Annotated in this window: 15 protein-coding genes and 2 tRNA genes; 4 read left to right on the top strand and 13 right to left on the bottom strand. The window is 56.0% G+C overall.

Annotated elements, in window-relative coordinates; translation table 11 throughout:
* Positions 1-12: 12 nt before the first annotated feature.
* From BQ5379_RS00480 to BQ5379_RS00465, 4 genes are all read right to left on the bottom strand, one after another.
* Positions 13-933, bottom strand: coding sequence for a hypothetical protein (locus BQ5379_RS00480; RefSeq protein WP_143039349.1), 921 nt, complete (start codon positions 931-933; stop codon positions 13-15).
* Positions 934-1,564: 631 nt separating this feature from the next.
* Positions 1,565-2,191 carry a hypothetical protein gene (locus BQ5379_RS00475; protein ID WP_143039348.1) on the bottom strand — a complete coding sequence of 209 codons (627 nt, stop codon included), beginning with the start codon at positions 2,189-2,191 and terminating at the stop codon, positions 1,565-1,567.
* A gap of 358 nt (positions 2,192-2,549) precedes the next feature.
* Entirely contained in the window at positions 2,550-3,605 is a 1,056-nt protein-coding gene (locus tag BQ5379_RS00470) for an alpha/beta hydrolase (protein WP_071133615.1), read from the bottom strand.
* Between the two features lie 31 nt (positions 3,606-3,636).
* Positions 3,637-4,140: a cyclophilin-like fold protein gene (locus tag BQ5379_RS00465; protein ID WP_159431190.1), complete on the bottom strand. Its 504-nt coding sequence runs from the start codon at positions 4,138-4,140 to the stop codon at positions 3,637-3,639.
* A 511-nt stretch (positions 4,141-4,651) separates the two neighbouring features.
* Here BQ5379_RS00465 and BQ5379_RS00455 point away from each other — a divergent pair.
* Positions 4,652-5,983 carry a YihY/virulence factor BrkB family protein gene (locus BQ5379_RS00455; protein ID WP_071133613.1) on the top strand — a complete coding sequence of 444 codons (1,332 nt, stop codon included), beginning with the start codon at positions 4,652-4,654 and terminating at the stop codon, positions 5,981-5,983.
* A gap of 206 nt (positions 5,984-6,189) precedes the next feature.
* Here BQ5379_RS00455 and BQ5379_RS00450 read toward each other — a convergent pair whose 3' ends face one another.
* Positions 6,190-6,933 carry a LytR/AlgR family response regulator transcription factor gene (locus BQ5379_RS00450; RefSeq protein ID WP_071135476.1) on the bottom strand — a complete coding sequence of 248 codons (744 nt, stop codon included), beginning with the start codon at positions 6,931-6,933 and terminating at the stop codon, positions 6,190-6,192.
* Complete coding sequence (locus tag BQ5379_RS00445) at positions 6,933-7,994, bottom strand: sensor histidine kinase (RefSeq protein ID WP_071133612.1); 1,062 nt, start codon at positions 7,992-7,994, stop codon at positions 6,933-6,935. Before BQ5379_RS00445 ends, BQ5379_RS00450 begins: the two co-directional genes overlap by 1 nt.
* Positions 7,995-8,216: 222 nt before the next feature.
* Between BQ5379_RS00445 and BQ5379_RS00440 the strand changes: the two genes are divergently transcribed.
* From BQ5379_RS00440 to BQ5379_RS00430, 3 genes are read left to right on the top strand one after another with little or no spacing between them, the layout of a single operon-like run.
* Positions 8,217-9,320 (top strand): efflux RND transporter periplasmic adaptor subunit, encoded by a 1,104-nt coding sequence (locus BQ5379_RS00440; protein WP_071133611.1) that lies wholly within the window; start codon positions 8,217-8,219, stop codon positions 9,318-9,320.
* Between the two features lie 12 nt (positions 9,321-9,332).
* Complete coding sequence (locus tag BQ5379_RS00435) at positions 9,333-12,482, top strand: efflux RND transporter permease subunit (RefSeq protein WP_071133610.1); 3,150 nt, start codon at positions 9,333-9,335, stop codon at positions 12,480-12,482.
* Between the two features lie 14 nt (positions 12,483-12,496).
* Entirely contained in the window at positions 12,497-13,873 is a 1,377-nt protein-coding gene (locus tag BQ5379_RS00430) for an efflux transporter outer membrane subunit (protein ID WP_071135475.1), read from the top strand.
* A 317-nt stretch (positions 13,874-14,190) separates the two neighbouring features.
* Here BQ5379_RS00430 and BQ5379_RS00425 read toward each other — a convergent pair whose 3' ends face one another.
* The 7 genes from BQ5379_RS00425 to BQ5379_RS00395 all read right to left on the bottom strand — a co-directional run bounded on the left by BQ5379_RS00425 (position 14,191) and on the right by BQ5379_RS00395 (position 23,152).
* Positions 14,191-14,697 carry a DUF1573 domain-containing protein gene (locus BQ5379_RS00425; protein WP_159431189.1) on the bottom strand — a complete coding sequence of 169 codons (507 nt, stop codon included), beginning with the start codon at positions 14,695-14,697 and terminating at the stop codon, positions 14,191-14,193.
* Complete coding sequence (locus BQ5379_RS00420) at positions 14,684-16,825, bottom strand: DUF4838 domain-containing protein (RefSeq protein ID WP_083377497.1); 2,142 nt, start codon at positions 16,823-16,825, stop codon at positions 14,684-14,686. Before BQ5379_RS00420 ends, BQ5379_RS00425 begins: the two co-directional genes overlap by 14 nt.
* Positions 16,826-16,891: 66 nt before the next feature.
* Entirely contained in the window at positions 16,892-19,876 is a 2,985-nt protein-coding gene (locus tag BQ5379_RS00415) for a tetratricopeptide repeat protein (RefSeq protein ID WP_071135473.1), read from the bottom strand.
* A 5-nt stretch (positions 19,877-19,881) separates the two neighbouring features.
* On the bottom strand, positions 19,882-21,309 hold the full coding sequence (locus BQ5379_RS00410) for a glycosyltransferase family 2 protein (protein WP_071133608.1): 1,428 nt from the start codon (positions 21,307-21,309) through the stop codon (positions 19,882-19,884).
* 11 nt (positions 21,310-21,320) lie between these two features.
* Complete coding sequence (locus BQ5379_RS00405; protein ID WP_143039347.1) at positions 21,321-22,634, bottom strand: HEAT repeat domain-containing protein; 1,314 nt, start codon at positions 22,632-22,634, stop codon at positions 21,321-21,323.
* 358 nt (positions 22,635-22,992) lie between these two features.
* Positions 22,993-23,065, bottom strand: a tRNA-Lys gene (locus tag BQ5379_RS00400).
* 14 nt (positions 23,066-23,079) lie between these two features.
* Positions 23,080-23,152 (bottom strand) — tRNA-Lys (locus BQ5379_RS00395).
* Positions 23,153-23,421: the final 269 nt, after the last annotated feature.

Raw genomic sequence — 23,421 nt, 5'->3', positions numbered from 1 at the left:
GGTTGTAAATCATTAATGACACTGAACTATCCGGGCAGTAGCGTCGTAACTATCCGCTCCTTTATTCGCAATAAACGAATAGTAGGCTCCCTCAGGATAAATCAACGTAGCTTTGAACGTACCTTTCGTGGTGAATCCCCACCAATGAGTCAGTTGATCCCCAGAATACGTTTCACGCAACACAACTTGCCCTAAGAAATAATTGCAACTCAAAACTCCGAAGACTTCCGGATCGGCATAGCATGAGCCAGACACTTGTCTCAGAGCTCCGTCCATTACCAAATTCAGATATATGACGGGCGGATCTTGCACAGGCGCTTTGCTTTCCACCACCAGGGAGCTGTGCTCCAGAATAAACTCCCGTTTGGCGTCGAAGCAAGCCCGTACATCGTCGAAAGCGGCTTCGCCCGACTGCACCCTGCGATTCAGTTCCGCCACGTCGTCGCGAACCGACCGATACCCTTCGGCCGTAGCCCCGCAAAGCACGGCCTTCTCTTCCGAGATTTTCAGTACGACCTCGCCGTTTTCAGCGTAGACAAAATTCTCAAGGAACTTATCGCGTTCCAGTACATTGTACTTGTCATAAGTCCCGTTATACACGGCGTTCGCTTTGGTGAGCGATTGCTGCTGTTGCGCGCTCTGCTGCCAATAGTCGTAGTCAACTTTGTCGTAATCGGCATTGATCTGTGCGACCTGCTGCTCCAGATCGGCATAGCCGTCCGACGTCGCCCCTGCATATAGAGCATCTTCGCGTGAGATGGAGAGACTCAACCCTTCCGGGGTGGCCTCGACGAAGTTCAACAGAAACTGATCCTGTTCGGAACGCAGTTCTATTCTCTGAGGTTCGTTAATCTCTTCCTGTTGTGCTTTACAGGAAAAGGCGCATGTCATTCCTGCTACAAGAATGGCTGCATTTAATAAACTCTTTTTCATAATGAAACTAATTTAAATTAATTAACCATCACATCAATAACCTTCGCTTCAAATATACAAATTCCATTAAAAAAAACAACAAGATCAATAAAAAAAATACGCCATATCCTTCTTGTATCGCACATATAATTCAACAACTAAACTTTTTAAGTTATTTTTATATATTTATCAAACAATATAACCTGTTCACAAAAACTATATCTCCAAGTCAGACGCCTTATTACTCAATACCATCCAGCTCTTCAATTTCGCCATTTGACACATCCACACAACAAAACGACACCTTTTCATAGTCCGGGAATTTAGGTTGTAAATCATTAATGATATTCAACAAAACGAATCAATACATTAGCACCTCCTTCTGGCTTCGTGCAATTAAACGTATAATAACATGCATCATCACCATAAGGTCTTATCTTCTTATAAATGTTTTATGCGAAGGCGCCCCAATGAGAATGAATTTGCATCGAATTTGTCTCCATAATCACAGTTAAAGCACCAATATCAGTAGCTGTCACCGTACAGACAACCGAACCCTAACCCCCCAAAAGCGCATGCCTTCTGTGTATCTATGCCCCATAGCGGAACCGTGACATAGGTTTGCGGGAACCTGCACTGGGGGGAGGACTTGCTATTCATAAGGTGATATCATATATTTTCGTCCAGCAGGAGACAACATATCCTTCCTTTTATCGTTGTATCCCTCGCGTATATCGTCGTAATTCACCATACCGGACCGAATCCTCTCGCTCCACAGTTCCACGGCCTCGCAAGCCGCCCGGTACCCTTCGACCGTGGCACCGCAAAGCACGGCTTTCTCTTCCGAGATTTTAATCACCATCTTCCCATCCTCGACATAGAAGAAATTTTCCAGAAAAATATCGCGCTTCAACATATTATGATAACTGTACTCCCCTTCGACCGAAGCATTCGCTTTGGTGGCCGCCCGCTGCTCCTGTACTTTCTGTTGCCAATAATCGTAGTCAGCTTTGTCGTAATCGGCATTAACCCGCTCGATCTGCTGTTCCAGATCGGCATAACCTTCCGGGGTTGCCCATGCATACATGGCATCTTCGCGCGAGATGGAGAGACTCAGCCCATCCGGAGTGGCCTCGATGAAGTTCAACAGAAACTGATCCTGCTCCGAACTCAGCTCTATCGTCTGCGGTTCATTTACATTTCCCGATTGCGTATGGCAAGAGGAAGCACACACCATACCTGCTATAAGAATGGCTGCATTTAACAAAACCTTTTTCATAGGGAAGCAAATTTAAATTATACCACGCTTTAAATATACAAAATTTTACACATAAAAACAACAATAATCGCCGCAGCATCAGAATAATATATAAAAACAAGCAGGATTAAACAAATTTTCACTCACAATCCCCGTAATACAGCCATAAAATACCCCCATCACCCGACAATAAAAACATCCTAAGCACACCGTTTACTGCTACTCCACCCGAGCCCATCTTTCCACAACACACCCCGTTCATCCAACCCGCCGGCCAAAATAAAAGGAGCCGGAAGACTCCGGCTCCTTGCATAACCAATCCTCGGCTCTCGGGGCACAACGCGAATCTCGACGACATGCCCACCACCCGAGTATCCGACTATTTCAGGTACTTCTGATAGAACTCCACGATCGTATCGAACGGGATCACATCCATCCGGTCGTACAGGTCGGTATGGCTGGCTCCCGGAACGATCAGCAACTGTTTGTTGTCGCCCTTGAGTTTTTTGAACGTGTCTTCGCTGAAGTAACGTGAATGCGCCTTCTCGCCGTGGACAAGCAGCACTGCACTCCGAATCTCGCCACAGTAGGTCAGGATCGGAGCATTGACAAAGGCCAGCGACGAGGTAACGTTCCACCCCAGCCCCGAGTTGATGGATCGGGCATGATAGCCGCGCGCGGTCTTATAATAGTCGTAATAGTCCTTCATGAACTGCGGGGCATCTTCGGCCGGTTCGGGATTCATCACCGTGCGCTGGTACGACCCGTTTTTGGCATCCTCCGTGCGCTGTTCGCTCAACTGACGCCGCATTTCGTACCGTTCCTCGGGCGTCATTTGGTCGAAGTACCCGTTGGACAGGCATCGGCTCATGTCGTACATCGTCGAGGCCACCGTTGCCTTGATGCGGGTATCGTTGGCGGCTGCGTTGACGGCAAAACCACCCCACCCGCAGATGCCGAGAATACCGATTCGCTGCGGGTCGACCCGTTCGTTCGTCGCCAGAAAATCGACGGCAGCACTGAAATCCTCCGTACAGATGTCGGGCGAGGCCACGCTGCGCGGCATTCCGCCACTCTCACCCGTAAACGAAGGGTCGAAAGCCAGCGTCAGGAAACCCCGTTCGGCCAGGGTCTGGGCATAGAGACCCGACGACTGCTCCTTCACCGCACCAAAGGGGCCGCTCACGGCAATGGCCGGAAGTTTTCCCTCGGCCTGCTTGGGCACATAGAGGTCTGCGGCCAGCGTAATGCCGTACCGGTTGCAAAAGGTTACCTTGCGGTGTTCCACTTTGTCACTCAGCGGGAAGGTTTTGTCCCACTCCTGTGTCAATTCCAATTTTTCCATACTCATTCGATTCGTTTCCGTATTCTGCGCGACTGCCACGGCACCCGTGAAAAGAAGCGTCGTCGCGACCGCAATTTTCAGATGTTTCATACTTGCACTGGATTAAATGATTACTGACACGCTATTCCTCCGGCATTTCGAAGGTCACGGTCACACGACCTCTGCCCAACGCCTCGGACAGACCGGTCACATCCGCGATTCGACCGATCGACGTATAGCTGTACGAGGTCGAAAAACTTTTGTAGAACAGCACGATACAATCCGAGCCGAAAAGCATCAAGTCGCCCGCCCGAATCGTCTCCGGTCGCCGCGCATTGACCGGCAGTTCGCTCGACAGGTTGCCATACTTTTCGTTGCTGTTCAGGTCATTCATCACAACGGTCATCGGCAGCATGGAACGAAAGGCCGCAGCCGTTTCGTTGTCGGCCAAAGCGACACTGAAAGTTCGATCCGCTATTCTGATATTCATAAGCTCTGAGGTTAAATCTGTTTCATCATCATTGTCATCCGCAGGAACGACGGTAACAGCCTCCCCATCATGCAGCATCGGATCCTCCGAGCAGAAGACCCAGCCCGGAACAACCCCCAACAGCAGGATGGGAAACCAAAAACGCAACGTTTTCATCGTTTTCGATTGGAAGATATTTTGTATCGGTTCTCGTTGTTTCTCGCTCTGCCCGACGACCCGTAAGGCAACCGCATCATGCTCGTTTCTTGCCCCACTGCGCCCCACGAACAAACATGGCTTCATTTGCCAAGTCGGAGTGGCCGTCTCACACTCGCCGGCCACTCCGGCCGGTCCTCCCCCAACACCTAGGGATTTATCCACAGTGCAAAATTATCTACTCCTACGCTTCACTTTTTTACACACATTACAGCAATGATAACCCGAATTACAGAACCTCACAGGCGTTGCAGCCAGTCTTCCCAAAAACATCCCCAGGCTTCTTCCAAACCCCAGAACCAAAAGCCCGCACATCGCCCCGTCTCACCACAGCCCACCTCCGCCGGGTTCTCGTCAGAAGGAAACACCCCAAGGGCCAACACCAGACCTTTCTCCCCAAAGCCTTCGGCAGCATGTTCTGCGCCATATTCGCCGATTTTTTTCTAATTTTAACTGGTAAAACCGTCCGGTTATGAAAAAACTATACCTCCGAGTCAAACGCCTCGTTCTCGATACCATCCGGTTCTTCACCTACGACATCTGGCGCATCCACAGCCTCGACAGTTCCGTCCGCCGGGTCGGCCTCTACAACCTGCTCAAGAGCTGCATCCTCGCCGTCCGCAACATCAAGGGCGCTCAACTCAACATCCGGGCCGGCGCCCTGACCTACAGCACCCTGCTCTCCATCGTGCCCGTGCTGGCCGTACTGTTTGCCATCGCACGCGGCTTCGGGTTCCAAAATATCGTCCAAAGCGAACTGTTCCGCTACTTCGCCGGGCAGGAAGAGCTGCTGCAGCAGGCCATGAGCTTCATTGACCAGTCGCTCGAATATGCCCGCGGAGGCATCTTCCTCGGCATCGGCCTCATCCTGCTGCTCTACACCGTCTTCAGCCTCTTCAGCAAAATCGAAAGCAACTTCAACGACATCTGGCAGATCAAACGCAACCGCCCCTACATGCGTCAGTTCACCGACTACCTGGCCCTGATGCTGATTGCCCCGGTGTTTCTGATCTGCAACGCAGGGTTCTCAATCCTGCTCGGCACGGCAGCCGGTAAAGCCCATGTACTGAGCTGGGCCATCGCACCCGTCGCCAGCGCCATTCCCTACCTGATCACCATCGGGCTGTTCGTTTTCATCTACATGTACGTGCCCAACACCAAAGTCCGCTTCAGCAGCGCCCTGTTCGCCGGCATTTGCGCCGGTATCCTGTTCCAGGTGTTCCAGACGCTCTACGTCAGCGGCCAGATCTGGATTTCGAAATACAACGCCATCTACGGAAGTTTTGCCGCCCTACCCCTGTTGCTGCTGTGGCTCCAGCTTTCGTGGTTCATCTGCCTGTTCGGCGCCGAGCTGGCCTTCGCCCACCAGAATGTCAGCAAGTTCGACTTCGAGCAGGAGACCCAAAACATCAGCCGCCGGTACCGCGACTTCACGCTGCTGACCATCATGCACCTGATCGTGCGGCGATTCGAGCGGGGCGAAAAACCCTACACGGCCGATGCCATCTCGGAACGCTACCGCATCCCCACCCAGCTCACCGCCGACACACTGGACGTGCTGCTCAAAGTAGGACTCATAGCCGAGACTCCGGCCGAAGAGGACAAGGTGGTCCCGGCCTACATTCCGGCCATGGACATCAACCGCCTCAGCATCGGCTACCTGTTCGACAAGATCGACACCTACGGTTCGGAAAACTTCAGGATTGACATTAAAAACGACTTCGGACGAGAGTGGCAGACCATTCTCCAGGTCCGCGAGACAATGCGCGGGACCGAAGATTCGCGACTGATCAAGGATTTGTAAATACCCTGCTCGCCACATTCGGCACCAGACACATGCTGCCGATACACCTCATTAAAAAGCTGGCAAAAGAATTTTCACGTACAGACAAACGCGCCGATCGAACTGCCATAAAAACACCCACGTGGCCATATGTACCCGCGTCCTCAAACATCCGCCATCTCTACAACGCACACTCCCCACAACCACCCGCACACGAAAAGAACCGGCTATTTCCCGGAGAACTTGCCACCGCCGCGTCCATCGGCTCCGGCGAGCCGGTCGAGCAACTCCCGGGCATAACGCCGTCCGACCGGGATGGGTCGGGAGAGTCCTTCGAGACGGATCTCCTGCCGCGAGAACTGCTGTACACGGTCGAGCGGTATCAGGTATGAACGATGCACCCGCACGAAGCGGTCAGCCGGCAACATCTCGTGAATCGTCTTGATATTGAGCCGGGCGATGACATTGGAACCGCTCAGGCGAAAAATCTTGCTGTAATTCTCCAGCGCCTCAACGTAGAAGATATCGTCGATCGGGATATTGATATTGCTGTAATCCTGTTTAACCACGATCGCCTCCGGCAGCGGCGAGTGGTGAGCGGTATCGGTATGCACACCCACATGTAGCATCGCCTTCTCGACAGCCCGCTCGAAACGTTCGTAGGCAATCGGTTTGTGCAGGAAATCGACGGCGTCGAGTTCAAAGCCGTCGAGGGCATATTTGGCATGGGCCGTGGTGAAGATCAGCGTACACTCCGGCGGGAGCATCCGGGCCACCTCCAGACCGCTCACGTTGTCCATCTCGATGTCGAGAAACACGATGTCAGGTTTCTCGCGCACGATCTGCTGCAACCCCACCTCCGGTTCGCTGAAGGTCTCGAGCACCATGTTGCCCTTGCGCTCGCAGAACTGTTTGATGACGAGCAGGGCAATCGGTTCGTCGTCTATGGCAATGGCGGTGATCGGTTTCATCATGAGAGTTGAATGGTTAGACGTACTTTGAATTCCCGCGTCTGCTCGATGCGTTCGGTCACAAGCGTGAAACGGCCCGGATAGAGCAACTGAAGGCGTTTCCGGCAGTTCTCGATCCCGATGGAGGAGTCAGTACCCTTTTTCTCCTTCATGATCGAGTTGCAGGTCTTGAACATCAGCACCCCGTCTTCGACCACGATCCGAATCAGGATGGTACAATCCTCGGACGAGGAGGTGCCATATTTAAAGGCGTTTTCCACAAAGGTGATCAGGATCATCGGAGGGATCGTCACCCGCTCGTCGTCCGTCCGGCTTTCGAGCACCACATGCGTGTGGTGGTTCAGGCGAAGTTGCTGCAACTCGACGTACTGGCTGACGTATTCGATCTCACTCCCGATGTCGATCTTCTCGACCGACGTGGTGTCGTACATGTACTTCAGGATATTGGAGAACTTGACGAAAGCCGACTCGGTCAACTCCGACTTGGTAATGACCAGCCCGTAGAGCGTATTGAGGGTGTTGAACAGAAAGTGCGGATTGATCTGCGCCTTGTACATGGCCAGTTGAGCCCGGTTTTTGTCGGCCTCGATCTCCTGCTTGGCCAGCATCTGGCGGAACAGTTCGAAGGCGATGGCCACGGCCAGACTGAATCCCGATACGACCAGAAAGAAGAACCATACGGTTTGTACATGCAGGTGATGGCGGAAGGCCGGCGACAGACGCGAATTGACATTTTCGGGTTGCGGGAAATGGGTCAGCAGTTCCGTCACTCCCAGCAACAGCACCACTGTCAGCAGGATGTATCCGAATTTGCGTTGCATAAAGAGCAACGGGATATTCACCTTGCGATAGACGAAATAGAGCAGATAGGTATAGACGAGGAAAACCAGTGCAAAAGAGGGCTGGTTGACAAACCACCGGTCCACCGGCACGAGCATCAGACTCAGCGGAAGGATCACGACACAAAAGAGCAGATCGACATAGAATGCCACCCGCGCGTATTGTGCCGCCCGATCGCCGGTCTTACGGACCTTCTTGTATATTTTATCAAAGAGAGGCATGACAACTCACTGTTAATCAACGACAGGGACCGTGCCGCCACCGGCAGCGTCCCGTTCGGTGCAAAGATAGAGCATTGCATCCAGACCGTCGCCCGGGCCGAAATGTCATTCATCAACACATTTCGACCGTTCGTCAACACATTTTTCGACCCCTACTAAAAACACCTAATTTTGTTATCAGACAAATTATATACCAACCCATCTAAACTAACCCCAAACACAATGAGAAGTCCCGTCATTCTCTCACTGCTCACCGTACTTCTCGCCTCGTGCGGCACCCAGCCGCAGCAGCAGGCCGGCGCCGAATACAAACTATTCGACGTCAAACTCAGCAACCAAACCCTCCAAACGGGCTACACAGCCACCCTTCGCGGACGCCAGTTCGTCGAAGTCCGCCCCCAGGTCAGCGGTCTGATCACCGAGATCCGGCTGAAAGAGGGCGATCCGGTCAAGAAAGGCCAGGTCCTCTTCATCATCGACCAGGTCCCCTACAAAGCCGCCCTGGAAACGGCCATCGCCAACGTGAAAAGCGCCGAGTCGAAACTGGCAACCGCCGAACTGACCGCCAAAAGCAAGGAAGAACTGTTCAAAGAGGACGTTGTCTCGGAATTCGATCTGCAGACCGCCCGTAACGACCTCTCCGAAGCCCAGGCCGCTCTGGCACTGGCCAAAGCCCAGGAGATCAACGCCCGCAACGACCTCTCCTACACCGAAGTCAAAAGTCCGGTCGACGGCGTGGCCAGCATGATTCCCTACCGTGTAGGTGCCCTGGTCAACAGCAGCATATCGGAACCGCTGGTGACCGTGGCCGACGACAGCGAAGTCTACGCCTACTTCTCGATGTCCGAAAATCAGATTCTCAGCCTGATCCAGCAATACGGCTCGACCGAACAGGCACTGGCACAGATGCCCCCGGTTGACCTTCGTCTGAGCAACGGCACCTCGTACACCCACGCCGGCAAAATTGACGCCATCAGCGGGACGATCGACCAGGGCACCGGCGCCGTAAGCCTGCGCGCTACGTTCGCCAACCCCGAACAGCTGCTGCGCAACGGCGGTAGCGCCACCGTTGTGGTTCCGACCACTCGCGACAGCGTCATCGTCATCCCGCAGGCAGCGACCTACGAACTCCAGAACCGTATTTTCGTCTATAAAGTCGTGGACGGCAAAGCCAAATCGACCCCGGTCGAAGTATTCCGCCTCAACAACGGCACGGAATACATCGTCGAATCGGGCCTGACCCCCGGTGACGTAATCATCGCCGAAGGCGCCGGTCTGGTTCGCGAAGGCACCGCCATCAACACCCACACCACCGTTAACGAATAGTCACCCCGCGCCATGAAAATCAGAACCTTTATCGATCGACCCATCCTGGCCGGGGTAATTTCCGTGTTGATCCTGATTCTCGGGATCATCAGCCTCGTCCAACTCCCCATCGAGCAGTTCCCCGAAATCGCCCCTCCCACGGTCAGCGTTTCGGCCTCCTACACCGGGGCCAATGCCGAAACCGTACAGAAGAGTGTCGTCGTTCCGCTGGAAGAGGCCCTCAACGGCGTGGAGAACATGATGTACATGACCTCCTCGGCCACCAATACCGGCTCGGCAAGCATCCGCATCTACTTCCGACAGGGGACCGACCCCGACATGGCGACGGTCAACGTGCAGAACCGTATCGCCACGGCGCAGGGGCTGCTGCCCGCCGAGGTGACCAAGAGCGGGATCACCGTGCGCAAACGCCAAACCAGTAACATCAAATCGCTGTCGCTCTACAGCCCCGACGACTCGTTCGACGAGAAGTTCCTGAACAACTACCTGAAAATCAACATCGAACCCCGTCTGGCACGTATCGCCGGCGTCGGTGAGGTGAACGTCATGGGTTCGGACTACTCGCTGCGTATCTGGCTCGACCCGAAGAAGATGGCCCGCTACGGTCTGGTTCCGAGCGACATCTCCACCGTACTCGACGAACAGAACCTCGAAGCCCCGACCGGGACCCTCGGTGCCGAATCGGACAACACCTTCCAGTACGTGCTCAAATACCGCGGCCGCTACGAACTCGAAGAGGACTATGAAAACATGGTCATTAAATCGCTGCCCGACGGCGAAGAGCTCAAGTTGAAGGACGTTGCCACCATCGAACTCGGCTCGCGAACCTACACCTACATCGGCGAAGTGAGCGGCCACCCCGGTGCCAACTGTATGATCGCCCAGACCTCCGGCTCGAACGCCAACGAAATCATCGAAGAGATCGACAAAGTGGTTTCCGAGATCCGCAAGACCCTTCCCCCGGGCATGGAGATCGCCGACCTGATGAGTACGAAAGACTTCCTCGACGCGTCGATCAAAAACGTGGTGAAAACACTGATCGAAGCCATCATTCTGGTGATCCTGGTGGTGTATATCTTCCTTCAGAGTTTCCGTTCGACTTTCATTCCCGCCATCTCGATCATCGTATCGCTCGTGGGTACCTTTGCCTTCCTGGCCGTCGCGGGCTTCAGTCTGAACATGCTGACCCTGTTCGCGCTGGTGCTGGTGATCGGTACCGTGGTGGACGACGCGATCGTGGTGGTCGAAGCCGTACAGGCCAAATTCGACGAGGGCTACAAATCCCCCTACCTGGCCACGCTCGATGCCATGGGTAACATCACCTCCGCACTGGTCACCACCACCTTCGTCTTCATGGCCGTGTTCATCCCCGTATCGTTCATGGGCGGCACGACCGGGACGTTCTACACCCAGTTCGGTTTGACGATGGCCGTGGCCGTCGGTATCTCGCTGATCAACGCCATGACGCTGAGTCCCGCACTCTGCTCGCTGATCATGACCCCGCACGCCGATGCCAAAAGCGGCGAAAAACTGAGCTTCTCGTCCCGTTTCCACGTCGCCTTCGACGCCGCCTTCCACTCTGTGGTGATGAAATACAAAGGCGGTGTTTTCTTCATGCTCAAACGTAAATGGGTAACCCTGCTTCTGCTGCTGATTACCGGCGCCGGTCTCTACCTGCTGATGACCCGGACCAAGACCGGTCTGGTGCCGCAGGAAGACATGGGGACCATCTTCGTTGACATACGTACCGCACCGGGTAACAACCTCCAGGAGACCCGCAAGGTCATGGACGAAATCGAAAGCCGCATACAGGACATTCCGCAGATCCGCATGTACTCCAAAAATACCGGTTATGCCATGATCAGCGGCCAGGGCTCGTCGAACGGGATGTACACCATCCGTTTGCGCGACTGGAGCGAGCGTACCGAAAAAGGTGACGATATCAACTCCGTAATCGCCGAGATCTACCGTCGCACGGCCGACATCTCCTCGGCCGACATCATGGTCTTCGCACCGCCGATGATCCCCGGTTACGGTGTCAGCAGCGGTTTCGAGATCTACATCCAAGACCAAAAGGGCGGTACGATCGAAGACCTGCTCAAGATCACCCGTCAGACGATCGAACAACTGAACGCACGTCCCGAGATCGCCCGTGCCACTACCTCGTTCGACACCAAGTTCCCGCAATACCTGGTCGAAGTCGATGCCTCACGATGCAAACGCAACGGCGTCTCGCCCAGCGACGTGCTCTCCGTGCTGCAAGGCTACATCGGCGGGAACTACGCCTCGAACATGAACCGTTTCTCGAAACTCTACCGCGTAATGGTTCAGGCCTCGCCCGAGTTCCGTCTCGACACCGAAGCGCTCAACAACATGTTCGTACGCAACGATGCCGGTGAGATGACCCCCGTGGGCCAGTACCTGACCCTGACCCGCGTCTACGGAGCCGAAATCCTGACCCGCTTCAACCTCTTCTCGGCCATCAGCGTCAACGGTACGCCCGCCAACGGTTACAGTACCGGTCAGGCCATCCAGGCCGTCCGCGAAGTGACCGCCCAGACCCTGCCCGCCGGCTACGGCTACGAATTCGGCGGCATGTCGCGTGAAGAGGCCTCGTCCGGCAGCTCGACCACCGTGATCTTCATCATCTGCGTAGTCTTCATCTACCTGATTCTCTGCGCCCTCTACGAAAGCCTGTTCATCCCGATCGCCGTGATCCTCTCCGTGCCGTTCGGTTTGGCCGGCAGCTTCCTCTTCGCCAAGATGTTCGGTCTGGAAAACAACATCTATCTCCAGATCGGTCTGCTGATGCTGATCGGTCTGCTGGCCAAGACCGCCATCCTGCTGACCGAGTACGCATCGGAACGCCGCCGTCAGGGCATGTCCATCGCCCAGGCTGCCGTCTCGGCCGCCCAGGTGCGTCTGCGCCCGATCCTGATGACCTCGCTGACCATGATCTTCGGGATGCTGCCCCTGATGTTCGCCAGCGGCGTAGGCGCCAACGGTAACATCTCGATCGGGGTAGGTACCGTCGGCGGGATGCTCATCGGGACCATTGCCCTGCTGTTCATCGTACCCGTTCTGTTCATCGTCTTCCAGTCGATCCAGGAACGCGTCATGCCCGACCGTCAAATCCCCCAAGTAGAGGAAAAGAACCAATAATGCAGAAAATCCGTATGAAAAAGATCATCATAGTCCTGTGTCTGACAGCCGGGTGGACCAGCTGCTCGATATACCGGACCTACGAACGGCCCGACATGCCCGTTGTCGACAGCCTCTACCGGCAGACGCCGGCCACGGCAGCGGTAACGGCCGACACCAACTCGATCGCCACCCTCTCGTGGCGGCAGCTCTTCACCGACCCGCAGTTGCAGCAACTCATCGAGACCGGGCTCCAAAACAACACCGACCTGGGCATTGCCCGACTGCGCGTAGCCGAAGCCGAAGCTCTGCTCAGTTCAGCCCGACTGGCCTACGTACCCTCGCTGAACTTCACCCCGCAGGGCACCATCAGCAAAACCGAAAACGCTTCGGCCAAGAAGACCTACGATCTGGCCGTGGCCGCCAGCTGGGAAGTCGACATCTTCGGCAAACTGACCAATGCCAAACGCGAAGCCAAAGCCGTTCTGGAACAGAGCGAAGCCTATCGGCAGGCCGTTCAGACCCAACTGATCGCCTCGATCGCCAACAGCTACTACACCCTGCTGATGCTCGACGAGCAACTGTCCATCAGCCAGCGGACCGCCGAAAACTGGGCCGAGAACGTTCGCGTCATGAAAGCCCTCAAGCGGGCCGGCCAGACCACCGCGATGGCCGTGTCGCAGACCGAAGCCAGCAAACTTTCGGTCGACGCTTCGCTGCTGAGCCTGCAACAGCAGATCACCGAACTGGAGAACACCCTCACCGCCCTGCTGGGCATCGCCCCGGGGACCATCGAACGTTCGACACTGGCCGGCCAGCACTTCCCCGACGAGTTGGCCACCGGCGTACCGCTTCAACTGTTGCAACGCCGTCCCGACGTACGGCAGAGCGAAGCCTCGCTGGCTGCCGCCTACTATGCAACGAATCAGGCTCGTGCCGCCTTCTACCCCTCGATCACGCTGAGCGGATCGGCCGGATGGACCAACGCTGCCGGAGCCGCCATCACCAATCCCGGCCAATGGCTCTTCTCGGCTGTCGCCTCGCTCGTGCAACCCATTTTCAACCGCGGCCAAAACGTCGCCAACCTGAAAGTGGCCAAAGCACAACAGGAAGAGGCCCTGCTCACCTTCCGGCAGAGTCTGCTCGACGCCGGCAGCGAGGTGAACAACGCGCTGGTACAGTGGCAGACAGCTCGCGGACGTCAGAAAATCAACCTGCAACAGGTCGAATCGCTGGCCTCCTCGGTGCGCAGTTCGGAACTGCTCATGCAGCACAGTTCGCAGAACTATCTGGAGGTGCTCACCGCACGCCAGACCCTGCTTCAGGCCGAACTGGACGTTGCCTCCGACCGTTTCGACGAAATTCAGGGAGTTATCAACCTCTACCATGCCTTGGGCGGAGGTGCCGAATAAACCTCCGGCACTCCACTGCAATAGAACGGGCGGCAAACCGAAAGATTCGGTTTGCCGCCCGTCATTTATGATCAGAATATCGCATTCTCAACCCATGCTCGCACCACATGATTTTACATACTGTGCTCTTATGCTAACACGTTTTTCTGCCTCGTTTTCCTCATCCCAACAGCAATTACGACCTCTTCTTATACATTTCTCTACGCCCTCTGCACCATCCAATTAAGTTCCCCAGCACAAAACTATCGCTCGTTTCAGAGCTCCTAAAGGTAATTCCACGCTTCGGATCGCCATTTGGCCCTCCATGCCACACCAGTCTAATACTCGCCATCGACATAGTAATTACTGGGCCGATCGCCCCTTTCTTCCCGTGCAGCATCGTTCCCTCCGGAATGCCCGAAGACCACCGTCTCTTCGTAATCTTGCGTATGTTCGGAACGTGGCACCACTTCGACATCGAACTCCAACAGCATCACGCTCTGCGACTCGAAGTTACCGTACAGCCGAATCTGATGCTCGACCCGACCGTGATTCTTGCCGCTGTCGTAGCTGAACACCACACTATCCTTGTCGCCCGCCGGAATGATCCGTTTTCCCTCGTCATAGGCCAGACACCCGCACGAGGTTTGTATTTCGCTAATCACCAGCGGATTCGACCCCGTATTTTCGATCTCATACGCAATCGTCAGCCGATCGCCGGCCACCATCGGGTAGTAATGCCGCACGGGATCGACCACCCGCGCCGACGTCGGCTCAATCCGTCCCGAACAGGCCATCAAGGATGCCGCCATCCCACCCAGGAGAAACAAACTACTTCTTTTCATAGACTTCGATTTCGTCACAGGCCACCGTATGACCCGACGTGACATCCGGTTTAACAACAATACGCAACAGATCTCCCGCCCGTAGTTCAACCTCGCACGTGTAGACCGACTTTCGATCCGCCTCCAGCACATCGGTCAGATCGACCGACGCCACTTCACGGCCATTCACCGACACGACCAGCGTCCCTTCCGGTCCGATCCTCCATTTCGGGGCCGCCATCAACCCCACACGCACCGTCGCCCGACACGCCGCATCGAAACGGCGTTCGGCAGCCAAACTACCCTTTCGGAACTGATACCAGGCCGTGTGGTAGTCCGACGGGAGGCCGCCATATCCGTCCGTCAACATCCCCAGCGGAGTGGTTTCCCCATCCTCATCCTGCCACACGACCTCCATCTCCACACGTTTCGCACCGGACAACTCCCCGTTCCGAACGCCATACCGCCGCCACTCATCCATGTACCCGTCGAGCGTTCCGCCCGCCTCCCGGTAACCCTTCATCTCCGGGAAAGCCGCATGTCCGGCCAGGTTGTCCAGACACTCACCGACCATCACGGCATCGTACGGAACACCCCGCGGCGTCCGCAGCAACTCCAGCATCGTGAAATTCAGTGCCGTCAACAGTCGGTTCAGTCTTGCCCGCTCCCCGCCGTCGATCGACTTCGAACGCGCATCCAGTTCCCGGAAAAAGGCAACAAACTCCGCAGGGTCGAGATAACCCGCCACGGCCGCGTCGATACCGCCATAAAATTCCAGCACGGAACGCCGTTCGGCCACCCGTTGTTCCAGCCCCGAATAATATCGGAAAATCAAGTCTCCAGAACGAGGATAGAACCGATTCAGGTATGCCCGCAACAGGGGTTCGACGGCCATTCGGGGATCCTTCAACAGTGCCGTCAGGGCGAAAGTCTGCACGTCGTCCAGCGAGGCGTAATCATACCCGCTGCCGTTATAGAACAGCCCGTTCACCCCTACACTTTGGAACGCAGCGAGCCGCTCCCGCAGGATACCCACGACGGGGAAAGGAGTCAGGTAATCGTCATAGTTCCGCATGTAGTCCCAGACATAGACCCGGCGGACCACCTTTTTCCAGGCGTTCACCTGAGCCGCAAACTCGCGCCATGCCTCCGTTTGGGTCGTTCCGTAACGCAGAGGCAGGTCGATCGCACTGATAATCACCCCCGTATTTTCGGGCAGACTTTCCTGGGGAGCCTGCCGCGTCGTGAGGTAAGCCGTCGTAAAGAAACTGTGGTGCGGGAACCGTTCCGCCAGCCGGCGCAGCAGCCGGGCCACAGCAGGCGTCGCCGACTGCGAGTCGTTGCCCGCCTTGCGGCACTCTTCGCACTGGCACACGACGGCGTTGTCGTTCGGCATGATGCAGAACCTGGTTCCTGCCTGCTCCTCGGCGCCCGTTTGGGAAACCGTCGGTGCCGCACCCTCGCCGTAGTTATCAAGCACATAGGCCACGATCCGGTCATAAAGCTGTTCCGACGAAAAACAGAACTGGCTGTGGTCGCGCGTTCCGTCGTGCAGGGCATACACCCGCTCGTCGGCCGACCCGCCCACCACCCGGGGCAGGTTATGCCCCCACAGGCCCCAGTCGAAATCGACGTTGTGGGAAGCCGCAATGGCCATATAATCGGGATCGCTGTTGGTCGGCGAGTAAATGCCGCGATATTCAAAAGCAAAACGGCCCGCACTCCCCTGCTCCATATCCACGATGGCCGGAGGCAGGTCGTCAGCCCGCACCCGTGGGTCGCGGGTCGCAGCCCACGACAGAAACTGATACGTGAGCCACTTCATCACCGCCTCGTCGCAGGCACAGAGAATCAACCGCTGTCCCTCGCGCCGAATCGCATAATCGCCCGCGAGGGTCGGATCGGCATCCAACACTACGTCCAACCGCTCAGTACCGTCTGCCGCCGAAGCCCATATCTGCGGATCGCGACCGGTCCGGTTCTCCAACTGGGCACGCAACGACTCGACCCACCGTTCGCAGAATTTATCCTCGCGGGCCGCCGACAGGGTATAGACGGGTTTCGCCGCTCCGGTACCCCATGCCACACAGGACAGGAGTACCAGCACCCACGTCGAAAGCGACAGCATAATATGGCGGTTCGGTTTCATGACTCACCCGATGTGTTTCGATCGCACGGCGTTCAACAACTCGCCCTTCGCAGTCGAAGGAGCGGATCAGAAATAGAAGGCGATGTAAGGATAGATATTGAACATGTTTTTGTAACCGGTGGTAATCTTGTACGTATAGTCGTCGATCCCGCCCACCCGGTTACCGTTCTGCGTATAGAGCGTGTGGTAGGTGACGCTGAGCCCCACCAGCATGTTTTTCCCCACCAGATAGCCGGCCCCCACGCCAGCCATCACGTTGAGCTTGGCAAACGAACCGGGCATCGCATAGTCGATCACATCGAGTTCGGGGGCAGTTCCCACGCCGACCATGGCACTGACAAAGGTGGTCCGATCGCCCAACGGAAAGTATTTCAGCTGCGCCGAACCGTTGAAGTAAAAGTTGCTGTTCCGCAGGAAGAGGTCGCCCCGGAGGGCCAGCACCAGCGTTTCGTAATACTTCGTGGCCAGCAGTCCCACGCTCATCAGATTCTCCTTGTAGGCCGCATAGCCCGACGGCTGCCACTGCCCTGCCACCGTACCGATCGCGGGGTCGGTCGTTTCGATCCACTGGTAGTCGATCCGCTCGTTGTTCAGCGAGCGGTAGGCCAGATTCAGCCCCAGCGTCCACTCGCGGTCGAACGCATAGGTCACGACCAGGTTGGCCGACAGGGCGGGGAAATAGGCATTCGACCACCCCAGCGAGACGAGCGACGACCACCGTTTCGAGAAGCGCCGTTCCCATCCCGCCACCAGTTGCACGGCCTGACCTCCGGGGACGTCGATACCGAGTTCCGTATCATTGACCCGCTCGCGAGCCGTGTAGGCCGGAGCGATAAAGTAACGGTCGCGACGTCCGATATACGAATAGGAGAGGTCCACCACCGGCGCATAGGCTTTGCCGTTGACATACTGGCCGAGCATAAGCCCCATCGAGAGTTCGTTGTTCATGCTACGCTGCTGCAATCCCATCAGATGCCGTCTGAAGGTTCGCGCCTCGGAGGCCTCGGACTGATAACGGCTCTGATAGAGGTAAGCCGAATCATACTCGCCGCGCTTTTCATAGACGCGGCCCTTGGCATAAAGGAGCGCGCGGTTCCGGGCGTCATAGCCCAGGGCACGCTCTACGGTCTGCATCGCCGAATCGTACTCCATCGATTTGAGCTGCGCCTCGGCCAACGCATCGCTGCTGGCCGAGAGTGCGGCGACAAGACCGCGATTCCCGGGCAGAGAATCGACCGCCGGACGCAACCGGTCGATCGCCTCGGCGTACCGACCCGCGGCATAGAGCGAAGCCGCCTGTTTCTCGACAAAATAGGTGTTCCCGGGGAAAGTTTCCAGTCCACGACGGATATAGTCGTCGGCTTCGGCCATCCGCCCTGCCTCCGAGAATGCCGTAACGGCATATCGAAGCCCGGCTTCGGAACGGGGAGCAACCTGCACGAGACGGGCCGCTTCGCGACACGCCCCCTCGCGATTGCCGACCTCGATCAACCCCTTGACATACGGTACCGCCAGCTCCTCGTAGGCCCCCGCCACATAATCCCGGTCGGCGACTTCGTTCGACAGCTGCAGATATTCGTACAGCGCACGCAGAGCCGCAACCGTATCACCACGCAACCCCATCACCTCCGTCCGCCGCACGGTGAATTCATCGGGACCGATGTACTTTTTCAGTTCATCGAGCCGCAGCTCGGCCTGTCCGTAACGTTTCATCAGCAGATTTGCCGAGTAGGATTTACGGAGCGCCGCCAGCCGCAGTTCCGGATCAGGCGAGACGGAGGCCACGAAATCGAACCGCTGTGCCGCCTCACGATACGCTTCGTCCGAGAGGTACGCATCGCCCTGGGCATATCGGACTGCGCACAGATCCTCGACAATCTCCTCGTTCTGCGGATCGATCCGATAGAGACTGTCCAGCAACTGCGTGGCTCGGGGGCTTCCCATCCGTTTGTAGAAGGTGTACTCCTTGTAGAGGTATTCGGGCGTGGGGCCGTACGATGCGCGTGCCTCGGCCAGGTACTTCCGCACATCCTCCTCGCGTCCCGACGCCATGGCCTCGTTCAACAGATAATCCAGCGTCGCCTTGTCGCGATCCATCTCGTACAGCTTTCCGTAAATCCGATACGGATCGGCATTCCGCTGTGCCGCGCCATACTCGTTCAGCAGCGAGGTATGCAGACGCCGCAGCGACGGATCGGAACACGAATCCATCTTCATCTCCAGGAAAGCCAACGCTTCGGCATAGCGCTGCCGGGCGGCGAGTATCTCGGCCTGTTTCGTGATCAGCGACCCGGCACAAGGGATGGTCTCCACGCCGCGGGCCACCACCCGAAGCGCCGCTTCGGGATCGCCCTGCTGGAGCAACAGATTGGCCAGATCCAGGTAATAGACTTCGGTGCAGGGCGACATCTCCAGCAGTTTCTGCAGGTTGTCAATGGCCTTCTGTTTCTGTCCTACCTTGCGCTGCCGCAGGTAGTTCTCTTCCAACCGCGAGACGTAGTCTCTGCGCACCGCCGTATCGTTGGGATAAATGTCATACAACCGTTTCAAAAGCCGGTCGGCCTCGGCATCGTCGCCCTGAAGACGGTAGAGTCCGATTTTGCGTTTCCACAACCCGGGCCAGTAGGGGGTCACCTCCAGCAGCTCGTTGACGTAGCAAATCGCGCTGGAATAGTTGCCGGTCTGCTCCTCGACGTTGATCAACAGGCTTTTGGCCGTGACATTATCGGGCGCATTTTTCACGGCACGTACCAGATAATAACGGGCATTGTCGTAGTTTTTGAGGTTGTAGTAGTAACTCCCGGCCAACTCATTCAGTTCCGAGGATTCGGGATAGCGTTTGAGTCCTTCCTCCAGAATCACCATCCCGTCGCTCCATTTGCCGGCAGCGAAGAGTTCACGCACCGACTGCCGATACTCTTCATCCGTCTTGGGCGTTCCGAATGCACGGCACTCGCCCCCGGCCGAAACCAACAGCAACAACAGAAGCACCCCTGCGAAGCGCCTCGCACGGCTCAGTGACACTCGCCTTCGATCTATCGTTTCGCTCATCATAATCAGTTCGTTTGCACCTTGGAGGCATACCCTTTCCGGGTCATTTCGCCCCACACGGCTTTCTTTTTGACAAAATAGTTCCAGTAGCCCTTCAGCGAAAAAAAGACAACCATCGGGTGGTAGATGAAGGGTTCGAGCAGCGCCGCCATCAGGATCCAGAGGTACTCCTTGAACCGTTTGTACGACCCGCCGAGGGTGTAGTCATAGAAAATAACCACAATGGCCAGCGTGATACAGAACGCATAGATGGCCAGGAAGATAATCAGCGCCGTACCCCAGTTGACCGCCCCGGTCAGCGCCAGGAACAGCAGGGTCAGGATACCGAAGAACTCGATGACCGGCGAAATGAACTCGAATATCAGTAGATAAGGCAGCGTGAGCATCCCCATCTGACGGTACTTCCGGTTGAAGACGAAACGTTTGTGGCGTGCGAAGGTCTGGATCAGCCCCCGCCCCCACCGCACGCGCTGGCGAGCCAGCACCTTGATATTGGGCGGTCCCTCGGTCCAGCAGCAGGTCTGCGGGATCTGCACCACCCGGTACGGGATCGAGAAGTCGCAACAGTATCCCACCATCCGGATCAGCATGTCCATATCCTCGGCAAAGGAGTCGGGGCTATAACCGCCGGCCGCAATCACGATCTCCCGGTCGAAAAGGCCGTAACCGCCCGAGACGTTAGGCATCGAGTTGATGGCCGACCACCCCATCTTTCCGACCAGAAACGAACGCATGTATTCGAGCGTCTGGAACAGCGGCACCAACGCATGGGGCGGGAAGGCCTCTTCGATGCGCCCGTCGGAGACACGGCATCCGTTCGACATGGCCATCGCGCCGCTGACAGCAATCACATGGTCGCGGTCCAGCACCGGCAGGATACATTGGTAGATGGCGTCACGGGCCAGGATACAGTCCACGTCGGTATTGATAAAATAGGGGTACGCGGCCACATTCAGCCCGGCATTGACCGCATCGGCCTTGGTTCCGCCGTTCTCCTTGTCGACCACCGTGAGGCGGGCAAAACGGGGATCGGTCGACTTGAAGAGCCGCCGGAAAGGTTTTGTCTTAATCAGTTCAACATAGTCGAACGGCACCTCGACGAGTTTGAAGTTCTCGATCAGTTTTTCGAGCGTCGAGTCCTTGCTACCGTCATTGACGATCACGACCTCGAACTTCGGATAGTCCTGCGCCAGAAGCGAGTTGACGTTATCCACGATGGTTCGCTCCTCGTTGTAGGCCGGTGCAACGATCGACACCCCGGGCGTATAGGGGCTGCGGTCGATGATCTTCTTGGCGTACGACTCCACGAACGAAGCCTTGCTCCGGAGAATCGACACCTCGGCCAGCCAGATCAGCACCACGTACGAGAGGATCAGTCCGATCGAGTAGGCGAATATGGAATATCCGTAAAAATCTATGATAAACTCTTTCATACCTCCGACAGCTATTGAATACTCGTGATTCGTTCCACGTGGTTGAACAGTACCAGATCATCCGCAGTGGCCGATCGTTTCATCTCGGCAAAGAGAGCCCGTCCCCGGTCGTCGTACCGCCACAGGCAGTAGAGAGCGGTGCGGCGCGTGAACTGCGAAGCGGAATCAAGAAATACTTCGCGGAAAAACTCGCTGGAGGCACCCGACCAAATGGTAAGCAGGCTCTCCAGAATCACCCGCCGCAGATGTTCGGGCTGTTTGAAGAAACAGTTTTTCAGGGCCTCTTCGGCCTCGGCAAAACGACGCAACCCGACCCCTTCGAAGGCTGCCTCACGCAGGGTCAGGTCGGGCGAGTCGAAATATTCGAGCAGGAAACGTACCTCGCTGTCGCTTCCCCAATAGGCCGTCTCGCGAATGAAAAAGGCCGCGATTCGCGGGTCGGACAACTGCCGGATCAACGGAATGAACGACGGGAGTTTCTTGCCGGCACGGACACAATCTTCGAACAGCTGGTGCAACTCCAGTTTGTCCCACACCGGGAAACTGGCATTCATCTTGTCGTTGGCGAAAAAGGGATAGGGATCGTCCCGGTTCGTCAACATGTAATAGAAGCGGGCGGCCTTGCGCAACCGCACGTTCCGGTTGTTGACAATACCGGCCATCACGCAGTCGGGCAACTGAACCTCCAACAGCCGGGCTGCCTGGATCACCCGCAGTTTTTCGCTGTCCTGGCCGTAAATCAGACGATTTTCCATGAAGGCCGTCACGCCGAGCGCCTCCATCGCACGCCGGATGTTGGTGATCGACGGTTCGCGCAGGTCGGTGTCGGCCCGCAACAGGATGAAGAGGTCGATCCACCGCATCCGGTAGGCAAAACTGACCTCCGTAACACGATCGGGGCCCAATTTCGCGATGATCTCCTCCGGGGTCAGTTCGCGCGTCGAATGGGCGATTTCGCTCAGGTCGTTGTAGTACTTTTGTTTGAGCGCATCGAACATCCTCGCATCGCGACGCCGTTTGTAGACGTCCCATGCCATGAACACCAGCAGAAACAGCACAAAAAGGATACACAGCACAACGATTGCATAGGAGATTTGAACCGTCCATGGATAGTGGGCATAGGTTCCGGCAATCGCGTTATAGAGATAGACAAAGTAATCGGTTCCGTAGAGCCGGACGCCCTCTTCCCACGGCATTTGCACCGCCGGATCGGCCGCCGTACCGTAGAGCATTCCCGATCGATAACTGATACTTAACGAAAATACGATTGCCAATGGCAACAGAATCAGAAAGATTCCCAGTATGACCCGGCCGTTTACTTTCATAAAAATCCACAATAAATCAGACTTTGTTTAGGAATACCCCTCACACAAGTCTTCAGAAAACAAACAAAGCCATAACAAATATACATTTTCCCGGCATTATTACCGCACGATCGACCCGAAAATTGCTCACGCCTGATTCTTCATCAATACGATTTCCACCCCACGGACACATTCTGCTCTCTCCGAATTCACAGTTTTCCCCTTCGAACCCAGCCCGGCAAGACTTACGACACACTGATTACAAACTAATTACCCTCACAGCAAAACCTCTGGTTCGCCACGTGTTGGATGTATAGCGAGTGGATAAAAAAAAGAGAGACAGGCTTCTGCTGTCTCTCTGAGGATAATGATTTTTGAGTGATCCCGCTGGGGCTCGAACCCAGGACCCCAACATTAAAAGTGTTGTGCTCTACCAACTGAGCTACGGAATCAGTGCCGAAATTTGTGCTTCCCCAGGGGCTCGAACCCTGGACCCCAACATTAAGAGTGTCGTGCTCTACCAACTGAGCTAGAGAAGCAGAACTCCGTTTCGGCACTGCAAAAGTAGACAAAAATTCCGACCGCACAAAAAAATCGGCAGAAAAAATCCGCCAAATTTCCACCCGCACTCCAAATTTGTCCCTTTATCGTTTGCAGTTCAGCACCATACTGACGAACATAACGTGTTTCCGCCACACGTTTCCCCACCTCCGCACCTCACATTCAGCACCGTTCATAAGACCTCAAAATCTCCATGCGCCGGCCAATTCTCCACTGTCGGAAACATGTAATCGACCTCAAAATCACA

The organism is Millionella massiliensis (genome assembly GCF_900104655.1).
Classification (GTDB): Bacteria; Bacteroidota; Bacteroidia; order Bacteroidales; family Rikenellaceae; genus Rikenella; species Rikenella massiliensis.
Note: the sequence above shows the minus strand (reverse complement) of the source record. Positions and strands in the feature narration are given on the sequence as shown.